The following is a 22936-nucleotide window of genomic DNA, read 5'->3' on the forward strand; positions in this document are numbered from 1 at the left end:
GTCGTGTCCTTTTCATGCAAGAGGAGCCCGGCGGCAGCGGGGCGAAGCCCGGCCGCCGGGCGGGGGGTCAGAAGTGGTTTTCCAACTCGGCGGCGATCTCGAACATGTCGCCGACGATGCCGTAGCGCGCGATGCTGAAGATCGAGGCCTCGGGGTCGGTGTTCACCGCCACGATGTTCTCGACATGCTTCATGCCCCACTGGTGCTGGACCGAGCCCGACACGCCCATCGCCACATAAAGCCGGCAGTTCGCCGCAAGCCGGCCCGACTGGCCCACCTGCCGCGCCTTCGGCAGCCAGCCGTTGTCGGCGATCGGCCGCGAACATCCGAGCGTGGCGCCCATCTTGTCGGCCAGTTCCAGGAACTGCTCGACATTCGCCTCATCCGCGACGCCGCGGCCGATCGACAGGATGAATTCGGCGCCGGGAATGTCGATGCCGCCCGCATCGGCCGGCGGCTTCCATCCCTCATGCTTCGTGGCGATGTCGGCCGAAGGCGCCGCCAGTTCCGTCACCGTGGCCTGGGCCTGGCCCGCGGCCGGCTCGAACACGTTGGTGCGCAAAGTCAGCAGGACGGTTTCCTTGCCGGGGAAGTCGATATCCATCAGCACCTTCTCGGCATAACCCGCGCGGGTCGCGACCAGATCGCCCCCCTCGCGGCGCAAAGCCAGAACGTCGGTGGAAAAGCCGAGGCCGTTCCTGGCCGCGGTGGCGGGCGCAAAGGACCAGGCATCCACCCCGTGCGGGACGAGGATCAGCGCGGGTTTGCGCTGCCCGATCAGGTCGTCCAGGACGGCCTCGATCAGATCGGGCTGGAAATCATCCGAGGCCCTGACCGCGATCACCTCGTCCACGCCCCCGACCGAAAGCGGGCCGGCAAGGGACTGCGGATCGGCGGCGACGATCACGACCGCCAGAGTGTCGCCCGCCTCTTTGACGCCGCGCGCGGCGGTGATCGCCTCGAACGAGCTGGTCAGCAGCTCGCCGTTGCGCTGCATTGCGATGACGATGGTTCCGCTCATGATCACATCCCCCGGATTTCTTTGATGATCTCTGCCAGCCGCGCCGCCTGTTCGGCCGCAGTGCCGGTGATGAGTTCGGCCTTGCCGCGCTCGGGCACATACATGCGCCGGACGTTCGAGGCGGGCCTGAGGTCGTCCTCGCCAAGGCCGAGATCATCGGGCGACAACTCGTCCACCTGTTTCTGTTTGGCCTGTTTGATGCCGCGCAGCGAGGCGTAGCGCGGCTGGTTGATGCCAAGCTGGATCGACAGCACCGCCGGGCAGCGGATGGACATCACTTCCTCAAGCCCGCCTTCCAGCTCGCGCCGCAGGGTCGCCGAGGGGGCCCCCGGCGTGTAGTCGAGATGGCTCACCACCGCGGCATGCGGCCAGCCGAGGATCCCGGCCAGCGCCATGCCGGTGGCGGCCGAGCCGAAATCGGTCGACTGGGCGCCGGTGAAAACCATGTCGGGCTTCTCGCGTTCGACCAGCTTCGCCAGGATCTTTGCGACAACGATCCCGTCGGCCCCGGCAAGCGCGTCGTCCCAGACCCGGATGCCGCGATCAGCGCCCTTGGCAAGGACGGTCCGCAGCGCATCATCCGCGTCGTCGTCGCCGACGATGGCGACCACCACCTCGACCCCGTCGCCGGCGGCTTCCTTGATCAGCAGGGCCTGCTCGACCGAGAAGTGATCGAACTCGTTCAGATCCTTCTCGAAATAGTCGTCATCGACATCGCGACCGTCATCGCGCATCTCGAACTGGTCATCAAGGCTGGCGATCTGCTTTACCGGAACAAGTATCTTCATTCGTCATCTCCAGGTTTTCCGTCACTGTTGCGGGGTGGGAAGGAAGCCGCCCGCCGCCCGAGCCTGCGCGCGGCGGCAAAGCGCACCTGCGGGTCGGGATCGTCCAGCAGGTCGGCGAGGGCGCCGTCGTCCAGCAGGGGATGCCCGACGATCATCGCCCGGTTGAGCGGATAGGGATCGGCGGCCAGCAGCAGGACGGCTGCCTGCGGCGCCGCGCGGTTGAAGGCGATGGAGCGGCGCACATCGGCATCACCGCTGGCGGCAATCGCTTTGAGCGTCGTGGCGGGCGTTGCCGGATTGCGGCCGAGGGCACCCAGCACGTCGCGGTCGCGGCTGGACAGAAGCGCGCCGACGGCCTCGGGCGGCGCGTCCTCGCGCAGCGCCACACCCGCCTGGACCCAGGGCGCGGTGTCCTGGGCGAGGCGGACCAGAAGGTCCGGCGGGCTGGCGGGGTTGCGCGCGACGCTGCGGCGGATCCCGGGGTCGTCGTCCTGGGCGAGCCGCGCCAGCAGACCGGCGGGCAGGTCGGGATGGCGCGCGATCCAGCGCCGGACCCAGGGGTCGGGGTCGGCGGCGAGCCGCGCGATGACATCCGCGCCGAGCTGGTGGCGGCGGGCGATGAGGCGGCGGATGCGGGCCGAGGGCTCTCTCCCGGTGTCGATCCCGGCGTCTGAGACCGTGGGGTTGCGGACCGCCGCCGCACGAACGCCGTCATCGGGATCGGCCAGCAACTGCTCCAGTTCCGCGGCGCCGAGGCTTGGGTTAGAGGCCAGCCTGCGCCGCAGCCGGGCGTCGGTCGAGCGCAGCGCCGCGGCCAGCAGATCCGCGGGGCAGTTCGGATGGGCGGCGATTTCGGCCCTGACCCCGTCGTCGCCGGTTTGCCACAACCGGGCGAGCGTCCCGGCATCCGCTTCCGGCGCCGCAGCCGCCGCGCGCCGGATCAGCCCGTCGTCGTCTGCCGCAAGCCGCCCGATCACCCCGGCCGGGGCGGCCGGGTTGCCGGCGACCGCGCGCCGCACCTCGACCGCCGGGTGCGAAGCCAGTTCGTCGAGGATCGCGGCATCGGCATGGTCATGGGCCGCGAGACAGCGCGCCATGCGCGCATCGCCGCATCGGCCGAGCAGCCTGCGCAGCGCCGATGTGGGCGTTGCCGGATTCTTCGCAAGCCGCAGCGCCAGCGCCTCCCCGGCATCGGCCGCGAGACGGTCGAGAAGAGAGGCCGGAGCAAAGGCGGCCGCGGCGGTGATCAGCTTCTGGCGCGGCGATGCGAATATCACCGGCTCAAGCGCGGCCCGCGCCCCGGGGCCTGCACCGGCATAAAGGCCGAGGGCCGCATAGAGATCGCCCCCGGCGACCACCCGCGCGACGAGGGCGTCCTGCCCCCCGGCCCCTCGGATGTCGGTCGCCGCCGCCATCATGCCGATACCGCAGACCTGCCGGGCTCGTCGGCGCCGTCTTCTTCTGCGCCCTTCTTGTCCAGCCCCATGGCCTCGGCCAGCAGTTCGGTCAGTTCCAGAACCCGGAAATTGCCCTCGTTGCCGGTGCCCTTCACGCCGTCCTCAAGCATGTTGAGGCATTTCGGGCAGTTCACCACCAGGACATCGAGACCGGGGATCTCCGCCGCCTCGGCCGCGCGTAGTTCGGCGGGCTTTTTCAGTTCCGGCGGATCGGGCAGCCAGATGCGGCCGCCGCCCGCGCCGCAGCAGAACGAATTGTCGCGGCTGCGCCCCAGTTCGACCAGCTCGACGCCCACGCTCTGCAACACCTGGCGCGGCGCCTCGGTGCAGCCGTTGATGCGGCCCAGATGGCAGGGATCGTGATAGGTCACACGGTAGTCGAGTTTCGCGGGCTGCGGAATCCGCCCCTCGCGGATCAGCCGTTCCAGCATCGAACTGGCGTGTTCGATGGTGTAATTGCCGCCGAATTCCGGGTATTCGTTGCGGATCGTGTTGAAGGTATGCGGGTCCGTGGTGACGATGCTGTTGAACGTGCAGTCGTTGAGCAGTTCGATATTGGCCTCGGCCAGCGCCTGGAACAGACCTTCCTCGCCCACGCGCCGCACGTCGTTGCCGGCGGTCTGCTCGTCCTCGAACAGGATCCCGAAGTCGATTCCCGCCGCCTTCAGGATCCGGGCGAAGGTGATCGTGACCTTCTGCGAGCGCGGATCGAATGAGGCGTAGTCGCCGACATACCACAGCACATCGACCGGCTCGGTGCGGGCGTCCTTGATCTGGAAGTCCAGCTTCTGGGTCCAGCGCGGCCGCTTGCGCTTCGACTCGCCCAGCGAGTTGCCGGATTTTTGCAGGCTCTTCAGCGTGGGCTGAAGCATGGTGTCGAATTCGCCCGCCTCGACCAGCGACCGGCGCATCTGCACGATCATCGGCAGGTGCTCGACGCCGACCGGGCAGATCTCGACGCAGGCGGCGCAGCTGCGGCAGGACCACAGCGTCTCGGGCCGGATCATGTTGACGCCGGTGCCGATCACCTCGATCGGGCCGGCGGGCATCCTGGCCCCGTTCAGCGTGTCGTTGGCCAGTTCCCGCAGGCTGAGCACGAGATCCCTGGGCGAGAGCGGATAGCCAGAGGCATTCGCCGGGCAGGCCTCGTGGCAGCGCCCGCATTTGGTGCAGGCATCGACGTTCAGCAGGTATTTGTCGCTGAAATCGGTGAGCTGCGAGAATCCGATCCGCTCGGCCTCGACATCGGCCATCGGCATCCGCTGCTTGGCCTGCGCATCGCGCGCCATCAGGCTGCCCATGGCGGTGAAGATGTGCTTGATCTTGGTATAGGGAATGACCGCGATGAACGAGAGGGCGAGAATGCCGTGCGTCCACCACAGGACCATGCGGAAACCGGCGGCGCCCTCGGGCTCCATGCCCAGCCCGGCCATAAGCTGGGCGAGCAGCGCCCCCACCGGCGACCACCAGCGATAGTCCCAGACCAGCGGGTTGTGCTGTAGCCAGACCAGCCGGACCGCCTCCACCAGGAAGCCGGTCACGCCGATGATGACCAGCAGCCACAGAAAGGCCCAGTCCTCGCGCCGGTAGAATGAGCGGTCGTAATCGGGATCTTCGGGCGAGCGGTCGGGGCGGTGGTAGTCAAGCCGCGGCAGCGCCATCCAGCCCCGCCGGTACATCATGTAAAGCAGGCCGCCGATCAGCGAGAGCCCGGCCAGATCCATCGCCAGCGAGAAGATCAGATAGAAGCCGTTCTTCCAGAAATGCAGCCCCGTCGCCGGCCCGGTGATGTCCTGGTCAAGCGTGATGGTGCTGGTTCCGATGAACAGCACCGTGAAGCCGTAGAAGATGAACATATGGGCGGCGCCCGCGACCGGCGCCCGGCGCCGGATCGTCGTATGTTCGAGGACCAGCCGGAACATCGTGCCAAGGCGGGGCCAGAACGGCGTCCAGGCCCCCGACCGCGTGCCACGGCGGTATTTGCGGATCTGCGACCATATTCCGTAAAGGAAAACCAGGATCGCGCCGATGGCGACCACGTAGAATGTCACCAGCATCCAGAGCGGGAAGCTCTCGAACAGGATGCGGGTCACGTCTTGCGGGTTGGGATCGGAGATCATCGCCGTCGGTCCTCTTGTCTTCTTTCGGCGCCGCAGCATCGGGCGCCCCGCCGGGAATTCGGGAATTGGGGAATCGGGAACCGGCAGCCGCGGGGTCAGGCCCTGCGGCTGCCGTCAGTTGCTCAGAGCCGCCATTCCAGCCTGTATTCGCCGCCCGGCTGGTAGGCCGTGCCCCAGGAGATGACCTCGCGCTTGTAGGGCAGGGGGTGCTGGGGATCGGCGTCCTCGATCTCGCGGGCGATACGGTGGCCGTCGAAGGTCGCATCGGCGATCAGCTTGGGCGCCCAGGCGTCACCGATGACATAGACGGCCTTGATGCCGTTCGCTTCCCACTCGCTCTGACGCGCCTTGATCTCGCGGAACAAAGTGTCGTCGGAATGGCGCCCGGTGATCAGGACCAGCGTGTCGAATTCGAGCCACTGATGGCTCTTGTTCTCGTCGCGCGGCAGCTTGCCGGGGCCGCGATATTCGCGCCGCGAGCCCTCGGCCCAGACATCGTAATATTCGATGCGCCCGTCCTCGACCCGCGAGGCCCAGGCGTCGCCGATGATATTGACGTTCAGCTCGACCATGCGGCGGCGCATGTTCGGGTATTCCAGCGAGAAGTGCATGTAGCGGCCGAATTCGACGCCGCTGATCACCGTCACCTCATGACCCTGGGTCGCGAGCCGCTCGGCCAGAGAGGGGGCCATGAAATAGGTGTCCGCGTTCAGGATCACCACCCGCTTGCCGATCGGCTTCTCGCCGCGGAAGATCTGTTCCGGCGTCACCTGATCGGGGCGCGAGGCATCCACGCCCGGGATCGGATCGTGGCTGAGGCAGTTGGTGCCATCGGTGTTCCAGGACGAGCCGGTGGCGATGACGACCTTCTCGGCGCCGTAGTTCAGCACGTCGTCGGCGGTCAGCCGCTTCCGGCCGAGCGCGAGCTGCGAGCCCTTGACCCGCTTCATCAGCTTATCGAGCTGCACCTCGCGGTAATCGCGGTGATAGCCCCATTCGCCAAGGCCCGGCAGCGTGGCGACATCGTTGAGATGGCCGCCGACCTTCTCGGCGCTGTCCACCAGATGGGTGACATAGCCGCGCTCCAGCAGCACCCGCGCCGCCTCCGAGCCGGACGGGCCGGCGCCGACCACCAGGACCGTGTCGTCGGAGCCGGCGCGCTCGAACTTCTCGGGGTGCCAGCTGCGGCGGTATTCCTCGCCTGCGGTGGCGTTCTGGGTGCAGATCATCGGCGGCCCGCCGATCTCCCACCGCGAGATGCAGACGTTGCAGCCGATGCAGGTGCGGATGTCGTCCAGCCGGCCCTCCTGAATCTTCTGCGGCAGGAACGGATCGGCGATCGAGGGCCGCGCGCAGCTGATGATGTCCAGCTCGCCGTTGCGGATCACCTCGGCCATCTTCTCGGGATCGGTGAAGCGCCCGATGCCGAGGACCGGCTTCTTCGAGTGCATCTTGACGAAACGCTGCCAGGGGATCGCGTGGCCCTGGCGGTGGAAGCGCGACGGCGCCGCATCCTCGCCCCACTGGGCGATATCGCCGACGTTGATGTCCCAGACATCGACCAGGTCGTCGGCCAGTTCGATCAGGCGCACGCCGTCCACCTCGACCTCAAGCCCGCCGGGGCCGTAGAGGGTGTCGATGGCGCAGCGCGAGGCGACGGCGCAATCGTCGCCGACCGCCCGTTTGACCTTTTCGAGCGTCTCGATCCAGAACCGCGCCCGGTTCTCGACCGAGCCGCCATAGCCGTCGGTGCGCTTGTTGAAATAGGGGCTCAGCCATTGCATCGGGCCATAGGCATGGCCGCCATAGACGTTCACGATGTCGAACCCGGCGTCGCGCGACCTGAGCGCGGCATCGACGTAGAACTGCTGCACCTGGCGGATGTCGTCCTCGTCCATCTCCCTGCAATAGGTCAGCGTCTCGAATTCCGAGGCATACTGGCTGGGGCCGCGCGGCGTCTGGCGCGATTCCATGTTCGGGGCATGGCCGCCGCCATACCAGAGCTCGACGCCCGCGAGGGCGCCGTATTTATGCACCTCGTCGCACATGGCGCGCAGGTTGCGCACATCGCCCGCGTCCCAGATCCGGGCCGAAACCCGCATCGTGTCGTCGGATTCCGGGTGGATCGAGCAATATTCGGTGTTGATCGCCCCCCAACCGCCTTCCGCCTTCACCCCGCGATGCGCCATCTGGAAGCCGGGCCGGTCGGTGCCGGCGCCGATGCAGTGCGGGCTCTGGTGGAAACGGTTCTTCATGGTCTTCGGACCGAGCTGGATCGGCTCGAACAGGATGTCGTATTTGGCCGGTCTTGCGTTGGTCATGGTCTTCTTCTCCCTCTGGATTCCGCCGCACAGGCGGGACGAAGCGTCAGTCTTGGTTGTCGTCAGGACCCGGCGTATCGGCGGCGATAAGCAGCGCGGCGCCGAGGAATTTGCGCAGGTCGTCGAAAGTGGCCGGTTTCTCGCCCGGCCAGCGGTCGCCCGTCCGTCCGGGCGGCGGCTGGCTGCGGGAGGCGGCGTTCAGCCGCGAGGCGACATCGCGGGCAAGCCGCATCGCATCGCTGCGCAGGCTGCGCTCGTAGGCGTCCCAGTGCAGCGCCTCGCTTTGCAGATGAAAGAGCGAGCTGCGCCCGCGCCGGGCGATGGTCATAGTGTCGATCCAGGCGGGAACCGTTCCCCACCGCCGCAGCGCCGCGGCGTAGCGGCGGCAGGCGAGACGCTCGCGCCCGGCCAGACGGGCGGCGAGGCCGAGATTGGCGAGGCTGGCCGCCTGTCGCGGATCGCGCCGGTCAAAGCGCATCCGGGCGACGAGCCAGGCGAGGCGCCAGTTCCACGCGGCGAGGGCGGGCCTGCCGTCGCGCAGCGCGCCGAGCGCGCGCTCCTGAAGACGCTCCCAGTTCAGATCGCAATCCCGCCAGCAGACGGTATGGGCCGGGCGGGGCTGGCCTCCCGCAAGGGATGCCGCCGAACGGGTTTCGTGAAAAATACCTGAAAAACAGTTGCTTGCGCCGGGTTCTTCTCCGCCGAAAGCATTGCCACCACGTGGATCGGCTGGCAAATCGCGCAAACCTTCCCCGTTACCGCCCTGCGCTGTCGCAGGCGGCCGTTCCGTCGCGTGGGTTAGCATATCTCCTCCCCGAGATAGCCGCCTGCAGTCTTGATGGTCTGCTTATGCCGATTTAGACCAATTCCACCCGAAATCACTTCCCTCCAGATCGTGAGCTTCGGATGCAGCCAGATCGTCAGCAAAAGTAACCGGAAATCTGCTGAAATGATAAGAAGTATGTCACATATATTAAAAATTGGCCGTGTTTGGTGGGAGAGTGGTATGAACTGGGCTGATCGGGTTGATTTTTCCCTTGCGCCTCAACGATGTGCCAAATAAGACCAATTCCGGCCCATCCGGCTATTGGTTGCCAATCCCGTAGCGATGCTGCCCGCCTGCGATACGCTTGTCCCGACAGCCGGCGAATCACCCCTGGAAACGCCTTGCACAAGGAGCCGGGATCATGACCGAACTTCCCGATCCGCCGTGGGAGACCGATGGCGAGGTGCGCCATCCCGTCACCGCCAAAGCCCGGCACCTGGCCGATACGCTGTTTGCCGCAATAGCCAGTGGCGTATACGGGTTCGGAACCCGTCTGCCTGCCGAGCGCGTCTTGTCCGAAACCCATGGCCTGCCGCGCAGCATCGTCCGCCAGGCCCTGGGCCTTATGGAGAGCTTCGGCATCATCGAGCGGCGGGTCGGCAGCGGGTCGGTGGTCTGTTTCCGCCGGCGCCAGCCAAAGGCGGAATACGGCGCGCCCCCGTCCGGCATCCTGGATCTTACCGAGATCGGCAAGTCCACCAGCCCGCTGGAACTGGGCGTCGTGCGCTCGATCATCGAGCCCGAGATCGCGCGGCTCGCCATCCTCAACATGACGGCGCGGGATATCGAGGCGATCAAGGCCATTCAGGCCGAGATGGAAGAGGTGATGACCGATGGCGAGAAATATGCGGCGCTGGAAGATGCGTTTCGCATGCGGCTCGCCTCGGGCACGCACAGCCCGCTTCTGGAAGCGGTCTATGCCATGGTCAACCAGGTAAGGCGCGACGCAAGCTGGTCGGTGCAGCGGCGGTGGCGGCTGTCACCCGCGCGGATCAGGGAATACAAGCTGCAAAACCGCTCGCTCTGCGAGGCGATAGAAAGCCGCGATATCGAGAAGGCGGTGGAATTCGTCCGGCTGATGCTGGCGGATGCGCATCAGGAGCTGATGCCGGGGGGCTGATCCCTGCCCATGGCGGCGGCGTCCATGGTGGCGGCGGTCAGGCGCTGATCCCACATCTGCCCGCAGGCCCGCATGTGCCGCAACAGCAGTGGGCCATGCTTCTCCCACCAGTCGAGGATCGAGCGCAGCTCGACGATGCGGGCCACGCCGTCGGTGATCCGCACCACCGGCCAGGACCCGACCAGCGCATTGTCGACGCCGAAAAGTTCGCGCCCCCACCAGCGCGCCTCGCCAAAGACGTTGTGGCTGCCCCCGCCCATCCGCATGGCCGAGAGAACGACGGCAGGCTCCACCGTCTGGATCTGCTCGACCGCCTTGCGCCACATCTCCAGAATGGCGCAATATTCCCATGACACCGCGCTCCACTGCCCTGGAAAGCGGCGGTTGAACTCGGCGTAGAAATCGCGGGGCCGGGGAAATCCGATGTCCAGCCGGTCAAGCGCCGGGTCGTCGAATTCGGGGAAATGGAAGATGAAGCCTTCCATGAACGCGCGGCTGGTGCGCGCGACAAGCGCGGGATAATTGTCGCAGGTGCAGGACAGGATCTGCCCGCGGAACCCGCGCCGGTAGGCGGTTTCCGTCAGCGCATGGACGAAAGGCTCGTAAGCGGTGTCCCAGCACAGGATATCGGGCTTCGCCGCAAGCATCGCATCGGCGATTGCAACCGGGTCCTCGGGGGCGCCGCTGTAAAGCACCTCCTTGACGATCGTGATCCCCGCCGCCTCGAATGCGGCCCGGTAAGTGGCCAGCGAGGGCAGGCCGAGCGCGTCCTTCTGGGCGCAGAGCGCCGCGGTGCGCAGCTCTGGCCGGTTCTCCGCCAGCCAGTCCACCCCGGTCACGACATAGATCGGATGCAGCTCGCAGGGCGCAATGAGATAGGGGATGTCGGGCGACAGATCGCTGGGCAGCAGCGTCGTGGCCAGCATCCGCGAGCGGGTGAGGAAATCGGCGATCACCGGCACGGTGTCGCCGCCAAGCATCAGGATGATCTTGACCCCGGCGTCGAGGACAAGCTGCTTGGCCCCAAGGATCGCGCGCGCCGGATCGTACTGGTCGTCGTAGGCGACGACCTCGACCAGCCGCCGCTGGCCGCCGATCTTCACCCCGCCGCCCGAATTGACCCGGTCGGCCCAGATCTGGCAGCCCTCATAGCCGGGTCTGCCCCAGGATGCGGCGGGGCCGGTCAGCGGCGCCAGTACCCCGATCTTCACGGTTTCCCTTGCGCGCATGTCATGCCGTGGCATGCTGGCCGCCAGTTCGAGATCGGCGCCGAAACGATAGATGCTCATACTGGCGATTTCTCTGGATGTCGGCGGTGGGGCCTGACGGACAAAGCGGAAGCGGACAGAGACCGGCCGCTCGCAGACTTGCGGAAACGAGACTTTTTACGGTGGCTTCGGTGTCGGCACAAGATGTCTGCAAGCTGTTGCCGCAAGATGCCGCCGGAAAGCCCTGCCGGCGGGCCGGGGTGTCATCCGCGGAAATGCGGCGACTGACGCGGCCCGGAGGAGGTTGCCCTCGCGGAAGCGGTCCGCCTCTGGCGCCCGGGCGTTCAGTCCCCGATCGGCGTGCCGCGCGATTTAAGTGCGTTCAGCCAGAACAACCCCTGGGCGGTGCCGCGCGAGGGGCGGTATTCGGCGGCGATCCAGACCCGGTCCATCCCGGCCACCTGATCGCAAAGATCGGGCAGCGAGAAGCCGCCGCCGCCTGGCTCGTTGCGGGCCGGGAAACCGGCGATCTGGACATGGTTGATCCGGTCCCGGTGCTGCCGCCAGACCAGATGCGCGTCGCCGTGCAGCCGCGCGGCGTGCCAGAGATCGAATTGCAGCCCGATGCGCGGATTGCCGATATCGTCGATGATCCGCGCCGCCTGGTCGTAATCGTTGAGGAAATAGCCGGGCATGTCCTCGGGGTTCAGCGGCTCGATGGAAAGCCGCAGCCCGGGCGCCTGTTCCGCGGCCCAGGTCAGGTTTTCGGTGAAGGTCGCCTCGGCCTGCGGTCCGCGCGCCACCCCCGCCATCACATGGACGGTGGGCACCTTCAGCCGCGTGGCGTAATCGGCGGCATGGAGGAAGCCGTCGCGGAACACCGCCTCGTCGCCCGGCCGCGCGGCGAAACCACGGTCGCCCGAGAGCCAGTCGCCTGGCGGCGTGTTGATCAGCGCCATCGGCAGATCGCCGAGCGCGCGTTCCCAGTCGGCCACCGGATGGTCGTAGGGAAACAACACTTCCACCCCGTCGAACCCGGTGCGCCGCGCCCAGTCGGGGCGGTCGAGCATCGGGACTTCGTTGAAGAGAAGCGTCAGATTGGCGGCGAAAAGGGGCATGGATCGGGTGTCAGGCCAGTTCTGAGGATCGGATAACCGGGAAAAACCGCCCCGAGGACCAGAGGCCGAACCAGCTATCCCCGTCATGGGGTTCATGGCAACCCAAATCCACCATGCGGAAAAAGCTTTTGCGGTCTACCCTCGCCCAGAGTTCGCCCCCCGCCGGGGCGCGGACAAGGATGGCGGGCGCGGGTTCGCCGCTGGCCGGATCGCGGCTGACGCGGATCGGATGACCGGACCCGGCGGTCACGCTGTCGCCGGTTCTGGTCGCGAAGGTCAGCCGCTGGTCGCGCCCGCTGCCCGTGGCATCGACATCCACGGCATGCAGCGGCAGGTCCTCGACGGTGATGCCGACCTTCTCCACCGGGGTGACGAGGAAATACCGCTCGCCTTCGCGTTTCAGGATCGAGGAGAACAGCTTCACCAGCGGTGCACGGCCGATAGGGGTGCCGAGATAGAACCAGGTGCCGTCGCGGGCGATGCGGATGTCGAGATCGCCGCAGAACGGCGGATTCCACAGATGCACCGGGGGCAGCCCCCCCGATTTCGCCGCCGCCCGGGCCGAGGCGGCGATCCCCTCCGCTGATGGCTGCTGGCCGTCCTGCATGCAAGGCTCCTGTTTTCGGGGCCAATGTCGCCCCTCGCGCGGCAGATCGCAAGGGGCCGCTCGCAAGGGGCAAGCTCCTCGCCGCATCCGAAGAGGTTTCCGCGCCAGGGCGCGGAAATGCCTCCGGCGGGGATATTTAGAGACAGAAAATGATCAGAGCCGCGTCTCCTCATTTTCTGTCCTTAAATATCCCGGGGGAGTCCCCGGAACGGGGACGGGGGCAGGGCCCCCTCTTCGACGTTGCGGCAGGGCGGGCGGCGGAAGACCGCGCTCTCTCACAATCATTTGTGTCAAGGCGGCTTTTGCCATTTGTGGTCGGCGGGCGATTTCGCTCTAATGCGCCCAGTATGAGATCAGGAGCCCTGTCATGACATATTCCGCGGCCGGTGATACTGCCCTCGTGGCCGAGATCGAAGGGCTCGGGGAGAGGCTCGCCGCGGCGCGCGCCTCGATCGAGCGGCGGTTCATCGGCCAGGAGAAGGTGGTGGAGCTGGTGCTCTCGGCGCTGCTCTGCGGCGGTCATGCGCTGCTCGTCGGTCTGCCGGGGCTGGGCAAGACCCGGCTCGTCGATACGCTGGGCCGTGTGATGGGGCTTGACGCCGGGCGGATCCAGTTCACCCCGGATCTGATGCCCGCCGACATCCTCGGCTCGGAAGTGCTGGAGACCGCAACGGATGGCTCGCGCGCCTTCCGCTTCATCGAGGGGCCGGTGTTCTGCCAGCTCTTGCTTGCCGACGAGATCAACCGCGCGAGCCCCAGAACGCAATCGGCGCTTTTGCAGGCGATGCAGGAGCGCGAGGTGACCATCGCCGGCCAGCACCGCCCGCTCGGCCGGCCGTTCCATGTGCTGGCGACCCAGAACCCGATCGAGCAGGAGGGCACCTATCCGCTGCCCGAGGCGCAGCTCGACCGTTTCCTCGTTCAGGTCGATGTCGATTACCCCACCCGCGACGTGGAGCGCGCGATCCTGCTCGCGACCACCGGCGCCGAAGAGGCCGAGGCGACGCGGGTCTTCGACGCCGCCTCGCTGATCGCCGCGCAATCGGTGATCCGGCGGATGCCGGTGGGCGAGAAGGTGGTCGGGGCGATCCTCGATCTCGTGCGCGCCTGCCGCCCCGGCGAGGCCGAGGGCCGCGATCTCGCCGACAGCCTGGCCTGGGGGCCGGGGCCGCGCGCGGCGCAGGCGCTGATGCTGACGGTGCGGGCGCGGGCGCTGCTTCATGGCCGGCTCGCGCCTTCGGTCGGGGATGTGGCGGCGCTGGCCCAGGCCACGCTGACTCATCGGATGGCCTTGTCCTTTGCCGCGCGGGCGCGGGGCGAGACGCTTTCGGGCGTGATCGCCCGCACCAGCGCCCGCGTTCTGGGGCTTGAGGCCGCCGCGTGATCCAGGATCTGCAAGCCCGGGCCGAGGCGCTCGGCCAGTCGCTGCCGCCGCTGCTGGCCGAGGCCGAGATGCTGGCGGCGACGGTGATGCTGGGCGAGCACGGCCGCAGGCGGGCGGGCTCGGGCGACGAGTTCTGGCAATACCGCGCCGCCCATGCCGGCGATCCGGCGCGGTCCATCGACTGGCGCCGCTCGGCCCGCTCGGACGGGCATTTCATCCGCGAGCGCGAATGGCAGGCGGCGCAGTCGGTCACGCTCTGGGTCGATCCGTCGAAGAGCATGGCATTTTCCGGCGCGAAGGACCGCGCGCCGAAGGCGGAGCGCGCGCGGCTGCTGGCGTTGGCGCTTGCGGTTCTGCTGCTCAGGGGCGGCGAGCGGGTCGGGCTGGCGGGGCTGGCGCTGCCGCGCGCCGGGCGCAGCCAGATCCTGCGGCTTGCGGCGCGGCTTTCCGGCGAGGAAGGCGAGGGCGATTACGGTGTGCCCGAGACCGCGGGCATGGTCGGCCATGGCCGGGCGGTGTTCTTCTCGGATTTCCTCGGCCCCCTCGACGGGATCGAGGCCGCGCTGGCGCGCGCCGCTGATCGCGGCGTGAAGGGCGCGCTTTGCCAGATCCTCGACCCGGCGGAAGAGGATTTTCCCTTCGACGGAAGGGTGATCTTCGAGTCGATGGGCGGCGGGCTCCGGCATGAGACGCAGCAGGCGGGCGAATTGCGCGCGCGCTATCTCGCGCGCCTTTCCGAGCGCAAGGACCGGCTGGCGACGCTGGCCCGCGCCACCGGCTGGCATTTTTCCACGCATCACACCGGAGCCCCGGCGCAGACTGCGCTCCTGTGGCTTTACCGCGCGCTGGAGGGCGGGCGCTGATGTTCATGATCGGTCCGATCGGTTTTCTGACCCCCTGGATCCTCTGGGGTCTCGTCGCGCTGCCGGTGCTGTGGCTGCTCTTGCGCGCCGTGCCGCCCGCGCCGGTCCGCCGCCGCTTCCCCGGCGTCGCGTTGCTCCTTGGCCTGAAGGACGAGGATGCCGAGACCGACCGCACGCCCTGGTGGCTTTTGCTGCTGCGCATCCTTGCCGTGGCGGCGGCGATCATCGGCTTCGCCGGGCCGGTGCTGAACCCCGAGCAGCGCCAGGCGGGCTCCGGCCCGCTACTGGTGGTGCTGGACGGGGGCTGGGCCGATGCGCGGGACTGGGCGCGCCGGGTCGAGCGCGCCGCCCGGGCGGTGGAAGAGGCGGGCCGCGACGGGCGGGTGGTGGCGGTGATCCGGCTGACCGACCGGCCGCAGGAGATCGCCTTCCAGGCCGCCGACGCCTGGACCGGGCGGCTTTCGGCGCTGGAACCCGCGCCCTGGTCGCCGCAGGGCATGGAGGCCTGGGTCGAGCATTTCCCGGCGCAGGGGTTCGATACGCTCTGGCTGTCGGACGGCATCGACTGGGAGGGGCGCGACATGCTGGCGGCCCTGTTCACCGACAAGGGGCTTCTGACGGTGGTTGAGGGCGATGCGCCGGTGCTGGCGCTGCATCCGGCGCAGTTCCGCGACGGGGCGGTGATGGTCACGGCCTCGCGGCTGACGGCGGGCGAGGCGGTGGAGGTCGAGGTGACGGGGCACGGCCCCGATCCCGCCGGGATCGAGCGCGAACTGGCGCGCGCGGTGATTTCCTTCGCGGCGGGCGAGACGAAGGCCGGGGCGGCGATGGATCTGCCGCCGGAACTCAGGAACCGCGTCACGCGGTTCGGGATTGCCGGGCTGCGCTCGGCCGGCGCGGTCTCGCTGACCGATGACAGTCTGAAACGGCGCAAAGTGGCGCTGATCAGTCCGGGCCCGGCGGCCGAGGGGCTGCAACTCTTGTCGCCGCTGCATTATCTGCGCCAGGCGCTGGCGCCGGTGGCCGATCTGATCGAGGCGCCGGTCTCGACCGCGCTGCCCGCGAACCCCGATGCGGTGGTGCTTGCCGATGTGGCGCGGCTGACCGCCTCGGAACAGGCGGCGCTGGTCGAATGGGTGGAAAAGGGCGGGCTTCTGTTGCGCTTTGCCGGGCCGCGGCTGGCGGCCTCGGATGTCAGCCGGTTCGAGGAAGACCCGCTGATGCCGGTGCGGCTGCGCGAGGGTGGCCGCGCGCTCGGCGGCGCGCTCAGCTGGGGCGACGCGAAATCGCTGGCGCCTTTCCCCGAGGGCAGCCCGTTCTTCGGGCTGAGCATCCCCGATGATGTGCAGATCGCCGAACAGGTGCTGGCGCAGCCCGACCCGGACCTTGCCGCGCGCACCATCGCCGCGCTGGACGACGGAACGCCGCTGGTGACGCGCAAGACTTTGGGCGAGGGCCAGGTGGTGCTGGTCCATGTCACCGCCAATGCGGAATGGTCGACGCTGCCCCTGTCGGGCCTGTTCGTCCAGATGCTGGAGCGGCTGGCGATCTCGACCCGGCCCGCTTTGCCCGAGGCCCGCGATCTGGAAGGCCAGATCTGGGTGCCCGAGGTGATGCTGAACGCCTGGGGCGAGGAACGCGACGCGGGCGAGGTGCCGGGCGTGGCGGGCGAGGTGCTGGCCAGGGCGATGACCGACGGCCCGGGGCCTGAACAGCCGCCGGGGCTTTACGCGGGCCAGGACCGCCGCGTCGCGCTGAATGTGGTGGGGCCGGAGACCGTGCTCACCCCCGCCGAATGGCCGCCGGAGGCGGTGGTCGAGGGGCTGGCGGCGCAGCCGGAACGCTCGCTGAAGGGCGGCCTTCTGACCGGGGCGCTGGTGGCCCTGCTGGTCGATATCCTCGCCGCGCTCTGGCTTGGCGGGCGGCTTTCGGGCTGGCGCCGGGGTGTTGCGGTGCTGGCGGTGGCGCTCTTCGCCGCGCCGGATGCCCGCGCCCAGGAGGAGCCGCTGCCCGGCGACGATTTCGCCATCGAGGCCACCTATGGCGTGGTGCTGGCTTACGTGAAAACCGGCGACGCGCAGATTGACGAACTGTCGGAATACGGGCTTCTCGGCCTCGGCGACCGGCTGTGGGAACGCACCGCGATCGAGCCTCAGCGCCCGATCGGCATCGACCTTGAGAAGGACGAGCTGGCCTTCTTCCCCTTCCTCTACTGGCCGGTGACGGCGGATGCGCCCACGCCCTCGGACGCCGCCTATGCGAGGCTGAACCAGTTCCTGCGCAGCGGCGGGCTGATCCTGTTCGATACCCGCGACGCGGGCGTGGCCTCTTATGGCGCGCAGACGCCCGAGGGCCAGGCGCTGCAACGCATCGCCGCGGGGCTCGATATCCCCGCGCTGGAGCCGGTGCCGGAAGATCACGTCCTGACCCGCACCTTCTACCTGCTCCAGACCTTCCCCGGCCGTTACGCCGAAGGCACGATCTGGGTCGAGGCCGCCCCCGCCGACGCCGCGCTGGAAGAGGGCATGCCGTTTCGCAACCTCAACGACGGTGTGACGCCGGTGGTGATCGGCGGCAACGACTGGGCCGCCGCCTGGGCCACCGACGACAACGGCGTGCCGCTTCTGCCGGTGGGCCGCGGCGCCGCCGGCGAGCAGCAGCGCGAGATCGCCTGGCGCTTCGGGATCAACCTGATCATGCATGTGCTGACCGGCAACTATAAATCCGATCAGGTCCATGTGCCTGCGCTGCTGGAAAGGCTGGGCCAATGATCGCGCATCTGGTTTTCGATCCGCTGATCGCCTGGCCGGTCCTGTGGGCGCTGGCGGGTGTGGCCGCGGTGATGCTGGCGCTCGCGCTCTGGCGCGGTCTGCCGGGCTGGTTCCTGCGCGGCCTCGCGCTGGCGTCGCTGCTGGCGGCGCTGGCCGGGCCGTCCCTGCAAAATGAGGACCGCCAGGGCCTCTCCGACATCGTGCTCCTGCTGATCGACGAAAGCGCCAGCCAGGGCCTCGGCGCGCGCAGCGACCAGACCCGCGCCGCGGTCGCCCGGATCGAGGCCCAGGTCGCGGCGATGGAAAACACCGAACTGCGCGTCAAGCGCATCGCCGACGGCGCCGACAATACCGGAACGCTGGCCATGACCGCCATGGCCGCCGCGCTGGCCGAGGAACCCCGCGCCCGCGTCGCCGGGGTGATCCTCGTCTCGGACGGAAGGGTGCACGATCTGGAGATGCGCCCCGACCTGCCCGCGCCCTTCCATCTGCTGCTGACCGGAGAGGAGGCCGACTGGGACCGCCGCCTCGTGGTCAGGAACGCCCCCGCCTTCGCCATCATCGGCGAGGAATTCATCCTGAAGCTGATGGTCGAGGACCAGGGAAGGGTGCCTTCCTCGGTGCCGCGCTTCGCCGATCTGACCATTGCCGTCGATGCCGAGCCGCCGCAGACCTACACGGTCCCGGTCGGCGAGGAGCTGGAACTGCCGGTGGTGCTGCCGCATGGCGGGCTGAACGTGCTGCAATTCGAGATCGCCGCCACCGGGGGCGAGCTGACCACCCGCAACAACGCCCAGGTGGTGCAGATCAACGGCGTGCGCGACCGGCTGCGGGTGCTGCTGGTATCGGGCGAGCCCCATGCGGGCGAGCGGGTCTGGCGCAACCTTCTGAAATCCGACGCCTCGGTGGATCTGGTGCATTTCACCATCCTGCGCCCGCCGGAAAAGCAGGACGGCGTGCCGGTGGACGAGCTTTCGCTGATCGCGTTTCCCACCCGCGAGCTGTTCGTCGAGAAGATCAGCGAATTCGATCTGATCATTTTCGATCGCTACCGGATGCGGGGCATTCTGCCGATGTCCTATATCGACAATGTGGTGCGCTATATCCGCGAGGGCGGCACGGTGCTGGTGGCCTCGGGGCCGGAATTCGGCGCGGTGGATTCGCTTTACCGCTCGCCGCTCTCCGAGGTGCTGCCGGTCGCCCCCACCGCCCAGGTGATCGAGCGCGGCTTCCGCCCGAAGATCACCGATCTGGGCCGCCGCCATCCGGTCACCGAGGGGCTGGAGAAATACGCGCCTCTTCCGGCGGATGGCGACACCCCCGGCTGGGGCCGCTGGTTCCGCGCCATCGAGGTCGAGCAGCTCTCGGGCCAGACCGTGATGGAGGGGCCGGACGGGGTGCCTTTGCTGGTGCTCGACCGGGTGGACGAGGGGCGGATCGCGGTGCTGACCTCGGACCATGCCTGGCTCTGGGGGCGCGGCTACGAGGGCGGCGGGCCGCAACTCGAACTCCTGCGCCGGCTGGCGCACTGGATGCTGAAAGAGCCCGATCTTGAGGAAGAGGCGCTGACTGCCACGGCAGCAGGAAACCGGCTGACCGTGACGCGGCGCAGCCTCGCCGAAGAGCCGCCGGGGCCGCTGACCGTGACCGGCCCCGATGGCGCGCAGGTGGTGCTGGAGATGCAGGCGCTGTCGCCCGGCAAGTTCCAGGTGGTCTGGGACGCGCCCGCGCAGGGGCTTTACCGGCTGGAACAGGGCGATCTGACCCGGGTGATCGGTCTGGGTCCGGCCAGCCCGCGCGAATTCGAGGAAACCATCGCCTCGGGCGAGGCGGTGACCACGGGCCGCGACGGCGCCGCCTGGGGCTCGCTGACCCGGCTGGAGCCCGGCCTGCCCGACCTGCGCCGTGTCTCGGAAGGCCGTCCGGTGACGGGCCGCGGCTGGATCGGCATCACGCCGCGCGAGGCCTGGGTCACCACCGAGGTGCGCCAGGCCGCGCTGCTGCCGGGATGGATCTGGCTGGCGCTGGCCGCCGGGCTGAGCGTCTCGGCCTGGCTGATCGAAGGCCGCCGCGGCGCAAAGGCGTGACGGGGCGCGGGCGGCATGGCCGCCGCCTGGCAAGCGGCCGCTGGGCAGAACCCGCGTGCCGGCTGCAATGGATTGCTTCGGCAGAGGGGCCGGGCGCATGGTGAAATTCGCAAGGAGCGCGGATCGTCGCTGCGGGCGATCCGCCTGCGCCGCCCGTGCTTTTCGCAAAACTGCGTCACCATCCGGGCAGTGGCATCCTGATCCGCTGGGGCGGGGACCTCTGAGCCGGGGCGCCCCCGGACCCGCTCATCGGCCCTGACGGGCCTCTTCGCTGGCGATGACGCCCGTGAGGGCGGAAGAGCCGTGCCCGCCCTGGCCGCCGTGCAGGATCACCTCGCGCGAATATGAGCGGAACTCGCGCCGCAGCATCACCAGCACCGCGATCGCCGTCGCCAGCCCGAGCGCCCCCGCGCCCAGCACCCAGGCCAGCGCCGCCAGCGCGAAATAGACCGCGCGCATGCCCCGGTTGTAGCTTTTCGCCGCGGTGATGTTGATCTCGGCCGCCTGGGCGGCGCGCGGAAAGGCCTGCGGATCGTCCGGCGCGTTCGGCACCGCCGCCATCAGGATCGAGCAATAGCCGAAAAGGCGATGCGACCAGATGAATTTCAGCAGCGCATTGGCCATGAAGGCCAGCGGCAGCAGGATCCTGACCGTGATCCCGACCTGGCCGGCATCCAAGGGCAGATCGGCCGCGAGTTCCTGCATCGCCGCGGAATTGCCGATCAGGGCCGCCCCGCCGCCGATGGCGATCATCGAGGCCGAGGCGAAGAAGGCCGAGCTCTGCCGGTGCGAGTCGATCAGCGTGGCGTCGAAGATCCGCGGGCTGCGGGTGACGAAGGCGCGCATCCAGTCGCGCCGGTACTCCTGCATCAGGATGGTGACCGAGGGGCGGCTCTTCGGCGGATGCTCGACCAGCCAGCCGGTCAGCGCCCAGGCGATCACGATGAAGATCAGCGCCGCCAGATCGGCGGCGGGCAGGTTCCCGAGCGAGATCAGCCCCTGCATGGCGCCTCCCTCAGAACGGTTTCGCCACCACCGCCCAGAGAATGGCGATGACGGCGACCACGCTGATTTCGTTGAAGATGCGCAGGAACAGATCGCTTTCGCGGAACTCTCCGCGCCGCGCGCGCATGACCAGCCGCCCGGTCCAGAGATAATGCGCGACCAGCGCCACCACGAGGGTGATCTTCAGATGCAGCCAGGGATCGAACCCCCACCAGCCGAAGGCGAGCCAGAGCCCGGTGGCGATGGCGATCAGCATCAGCCCGGCGGAAAAGCGGTAAAGCCGCACCGTCAGATCGCCGAGCGGGCCGAACTCCCCCAGCCGGGCCCATTCGCGCTTCCAGTAGATCAGCGCGCGCGGCACCGCGAAGATCGAGGTCATCCAGCCCATGACCGCAAGGATATGTATGATCTTGACCCAGCCCATGGGCCAGAGGTGGCAGATATCCCCCCCGTGGCACAAGAGGAAAATCCGCAGGGGAAAATCCGCCGCAGGCCGGGGGCGGGCCGGATCGCAGGGCGGCCGGATGTCCGAAGGATGTTCCCGCCACGGGGGCGCATGGGGCGCGCATGGCGGCGTAGGCTGTTTTCCGCGGGCGGGTCAGGGCGTAAATCTCGCCCTGAAGGGGCGCCGGGCGATTGCCATGGCGGGCGCGCGGCTTTACCCCTGAAGCGCAAGCAGGAGCCAGCCGATGGACATGCCCGTTCCCGATCCGCAGATCCTTGCGCGAAAGGACGCGATCACCGCGCGCCTGAGGGCCGCGCTGCCCGCATCTGCGGTGATCACCGACGACACCGGCCTGCGCGCCTATGAATGCGATGCACTCTCGGCTTACCGCTGCCCGCCGCTTGCGGTGGTGCTGCCGGGCTCGACCGAAGAGGCCGCCGCGGCCCTGCGCATCTGCCATGAGGAGCGGGTCAAGGTGGTGCCGCGCGGCGCCGGAACCTCGCTCGCGGGCGGCTCGATGCCCACGGCGGATGCGGTGGTGATCGGCCTTGCCCGGATGAACGCGGTGCTGGAGGTCGATTTCGCCAGCCGTGCGATCCATGTTCAGGCCGGGCGGACCAATCTGTCGGTTTCGGCCGCGGTGGGGGCCGGGGGCTGGTTCTACGCCCCCGATCCGTCGAGCCAGCTCGCCTGTGCCATCGGCGGCAATATCGCGATGAACTCGGGCGGCGCGCATTGCCTGAAATACGGGGTGACGACGAACAATCTGCTGGGCGTGACGCTGGTGATGATGGACGGCAGCGTGGTGACGCTCGGCGGGCCGTGGATGGATGCCGGGGGGCTTGATCTTTTGGGCGTGGTCTGCGGCTCCGAGGGGCAGCTCGGCGTGGTGACCGAGGCCTGGCTCAGGATCCTGCCGAAGCCCGAAGGCGCGCTGCCGGTGCTGATGGGGTTTTCCTCGAACGAGGTGGCGGGCGCCTGCGTTGCCGACATCATCCGCGCCGGGCTCTCGCCGGTGGCGATCGAATTCATGGACCGGCCCTGTATCCGCGCCTGCGAGGCGTTCGCCCGCGCGGGCTACCCGGATTGCGAGGCGCTGCTGATCGTCGAGGTCGAGGGCAGCCCGGGCGAGATCGCCGCCCAGATCGCGCGCATCCGGGAAATCGCCCTGCGCCACGATCCGGTCGAGCTGCGCGAGGCGCGGGACGAGGACGAGGCGCGGCGGATCTGGCTCGGGCGCAAATCGGCCTTCGGCGCCATGGGGCAGATCGCGGATTACATCTGTCTGGACGGCACGATCCCGGTCTCGAAACTGCCCGAGGTTTTGCGCGGGATCGGCGGGCTTTCCGCGCATTACGGGCTCGGGGTGGCGAATGTGTTCCACGCGGGCGACGGCAATATGCACCCTTTGATCCTTTACGACGCCAACCGCCCCGGTGATCTGGAGCGCGCCGAGGCGATGGGGGCGGATATCCTGAAGCTCTGCGTGGCAGTGGGCGGGTGCCTCTCGGGCGAGCATGGGGTCGGCGTCGAGAAGCGCGATCTGATGGAGGTGCAGTTCGCGACCGCCGATCTGGAGGCGCAGATGCGGATCAAGGATGTGTTCGACCCGGGCTGGCTTCTGAACCCCGCGAAGGTGTTCCCGCTGGCGCTGAGTGCCGGGCGGCGGGCGGGATGAGGCCGCAAGAAGGGGGCCGTGCCCCCGTCTTCGCAGGCGAAGACTCCCCCGGGGTATTTGAGGACAGAAAATGATGCGGCCGGGGAGTGAGGCGGAACTGGCGGAGGCGATCCGGGG

The 22936-nt window shown here is 68.5% G+C and carries 17 protein-coding genes; 6 read left to right on the top strand and 11 right to left on the bottom strand.

Going from position 1 to position 22936, the window contains the following annotated elements; all coding sequences use genetic code 11:
• Nucleotides 1-67 precede the first annotated feature (67 nt).
• From XINFAN_RS09115 to XINFAN_RS09140, 6 genes are all read right to left on the bottom strand, one after another.
• On the bottom strand, nucleotides 68-1021 hold the full coding sequence (locus tag XINFAN_RS09115) for an electron transfer flavoprotein subunit alpha/FixB family protein (RefSeq protein ID WP_124086187.1): 954 nt from the start codon (nucleotides 1019-1021) through the stop codon (nucleotides 68-70).
• A gap of 2 nt (nucleotides 1022-1023) precedes the next feature.
• Complete coding sequence (locus XINFAN_RS09120; protein ID WP_124086188.1) at nucleotides 1024-1809, bottom strand: electron transfer flavoprotein subunit beta/FixA family protein; 786 nt, start codon at nucleotides 1807-1809, stop codon at nucleotides 1024-1026.
• Nucleotides 1806-3224: an amino acid adenylation domain-containing protein gene (locus XINFAN_RS09125; RefSeq protein WP_160144580.1), complete on the bottom strand. Its 1419-nt coding sequence runs from the start codon at nucleotides 3222-3224 to the stop codon at nucleotides 1806-1808. Before XINFAN_RS09125 ends, XINFAN_RS09120 begins: the two co-directional genes overlap by 4 nt.
• Entirely contained in the window at nucleotides 3224-5386 is a 2163-nt protein-coding gene (locus XINFAN_RS09130) for a heterodisulfide reductase-related iron-sulfur binding cluster (protein ID WP_124086190.1), read from the bottom strand. The genes XINFAN_RS09125 and XINFAN_RS09130 overlap by 1 nt, the downstream gene beginning before the upstream one ends.
• Before the next feature lie 122 nt (nucleotides 5387-5508).
• Nucleotides 5509-7707: an oxidoreductase gene (locus XINFAN_RS09135; protein ID WP_124086191.1), complete on the bottom strand. Its 2199-nt coding sequence runs from the start codon at nucleotides 7705-7707 to the stop codon at nucleotides 5509-5511.
• A gap of 46 nt (nucleotides 7708-7753) precedes the next feature.
• Nucleotides 7754-8443, bottom strand: coding sequence for a tetratricopeptide repeat-containing protein (locus XINFAN_RS09140; protein WP_124086192.1), 690 nt, complete (start codon nucleotides 8441-8443; stop codon nucleotides 7754-7756).
• A gap of 451 nt (nucleotides 8444-8894) precedes the next feature.
• Between XINFAN_RS09140 and XINFAN_RS09145 the strand changes: the two genes are divergently transcribed.
• Entirely contained in the window at nucleotides 8895-9653 is a 759-nt protein-coding gene (locus tag XINFAN_RS09145; RefSeq protein ID WP_124086193.1) for a FadR/GntR family transcriptional regulator, read from the top strand.
• Here the strand turns inward: XINFAN_RS09145 and XINFAN_RS09150 are convergent.
• The 3 genes from XINFAN_RS09150 to XINFAN_RS09160 form a co-directional block, all read right to left on the bottom strand.
• Nucleotides 9629-10942 (bottom strand): ABC transporter substrate-binding protein, encoded by a 1314-nt coding sequence (locus XINFAN_RS09150; protein ID WP_199286389.1) that lies wholly within the window; start codon nucleotides 10940-10942, stop codon nucleotides 9629-9631. The genes XINFAN_RS09145 and XINFAN_RS09150 overlap by 25 nt on opposite strands.
• A 263-nt stretch (nucleotides 10943-11205) precedes the next feature.
• Entirely contained in the window at nucleotides 11206-11979 is a 774-nt protein-coding gene (locus XINFAN_RS09155) for a hydroxypyruvate isomerase family protein (protein ID WP_124086194.1), read from the bottom strand.
• Between the two features lie 10 nt (nucleotides 11980-11989).
• Nucleotides 11990-12586 (bottom strand): DUF1285 domain-containing protein, encoded by a 597-nt coding sequence (locus tag XINFAN_RS09160; protein WP_124086195.1) that lies wholly within the window; start codon nucleotides 12584-12586, stop codon nucleotides 11990-11992.
• A 367-nt stretch (nucleotides 12587-12953) separates the two neighbouring features.
• Between XINFAN_RS09160 and XINFAN_RS09165 the strand changes: the two genes are divergently transcribed.
• The 4 genes from XINFAN_RS09165 to XINFAN_RS09180 are packed head-to-tail and all read left to right on the top strand — an operon-like array spanning nucleotide 12954 to nucleotide 19691.
• On the top strand, nucleotides 12954-13970 hold the full coding sequence (locus XINFAN_RS09165; protein ID WP_124086196.1) for an AAA family ATPase: 1017 nt from the start codon (nucleotides 12954-12956) through the stop codon (nucleotides 13968-13970).
• Nucleotides 13967-14833 (top strand): DUF58 domain-containing protein, encoded by an 867-nt coding sequence (locus XINFAN_RS09170; protein ID WP_233352174.1) that lies wholly within the window; start codon nucleotides 13967-13969, stop codon nucleotides 14831-14833. Before XINFAN_RS09165 ends, XINFAN_RS09170 begins: the two co-directional genes overlap by 4 nt.
• Complete coding sequence (locus XINFAN_RS09175) at nucleotides 14833-17604, top strand: DUF4159 domain-containing protein (RefSeq protein WP_124086197.1); 2772 nt, start codon at nucleotides 14833-14835, stop codon at nucleotides 17602-17604. The genes XINFAN_RS09170 and XINFAN_RS09175 overlap by 1 nt, the downstream gene beginning before the upstream one ends.
• Complete coding sequence (locus tag XINFAN_RS09180) at nucleotides 17601-19691, top strand: hypothetical protein (protein WP_124086198.1); 2091 nt, start codon at nucleotides 17601-17603, stop codon at nucleotides 19689-19691. Before XINFAN_RS09175 ends, XINFAN_RS09180 begins: the two co-directional genes overlap by 4 nt.
• Before the next feature lie 246 nt (nucleotides 19692-19937).
• Here XINFAN_RS09180 and XINFAN_RS09185 read toward each other — a convergent pair whose 3' ends face one another.
• Together XINFAN_RS09185 and XINFAN_RS09190 are read right to left on the bottom strand one after the other, a co-directional pair.
• Entirely contained in the window at nucleotides 19938-20696 is a 759-nt protein-coding gene (locus tag XINFAN_RS09185; protein WP_124086199.1) for a DUF599 domain-containing protein, read from the bottom strand.
• Between the two features lie 10 nt (nucleotides 20697-20706).
• The gene (locus tag XINFAN_RS09190) at nucleotides 20707-21120 is read right to left on the bottom strand and encodes a CopD family protein (RefSeq protein ID WP_124086204.1); all 414 of its coding nucleotides are present in this window, start codon (nucleotides 21118-21120) and stop codon (nucleotides 20707-20709) included.
• Nucleotides 21121-21385: 265 nt separating this feature from the next.
• Between XINFAN_RS09190 and XINFAN_RS09195 the strand changes: the two genes are divergently transcribed.
• Nucleotides 21386-22819 carry an FAD-linked oxidase C-terminal domain-containing protein gene (locus XINFAN_RS09195; RefSeq protein WP_124086200.1) on the top strand — a complete coding sequence of 478 codons (1434 nt, stop codon included), beginning with the start codon at nucleotides 21386-21388 and terminating at the stop codon, nucleotides 22817-22819.
• Nucleotides 22820-22936: the final 117 nt, after the last annotated feature.

The sequence above is a fragment of the Pseudogemmobacter humi genome, from assembly GCF_900609055.1.
GTDB classification, from domain to species: Bacteria; Pseudomonadota; Alphaproteobacteria; order Rhodobacterales; family Rhodobacteraceae; genus Pseudogemmobacter; species Pseudogemmobacter humi.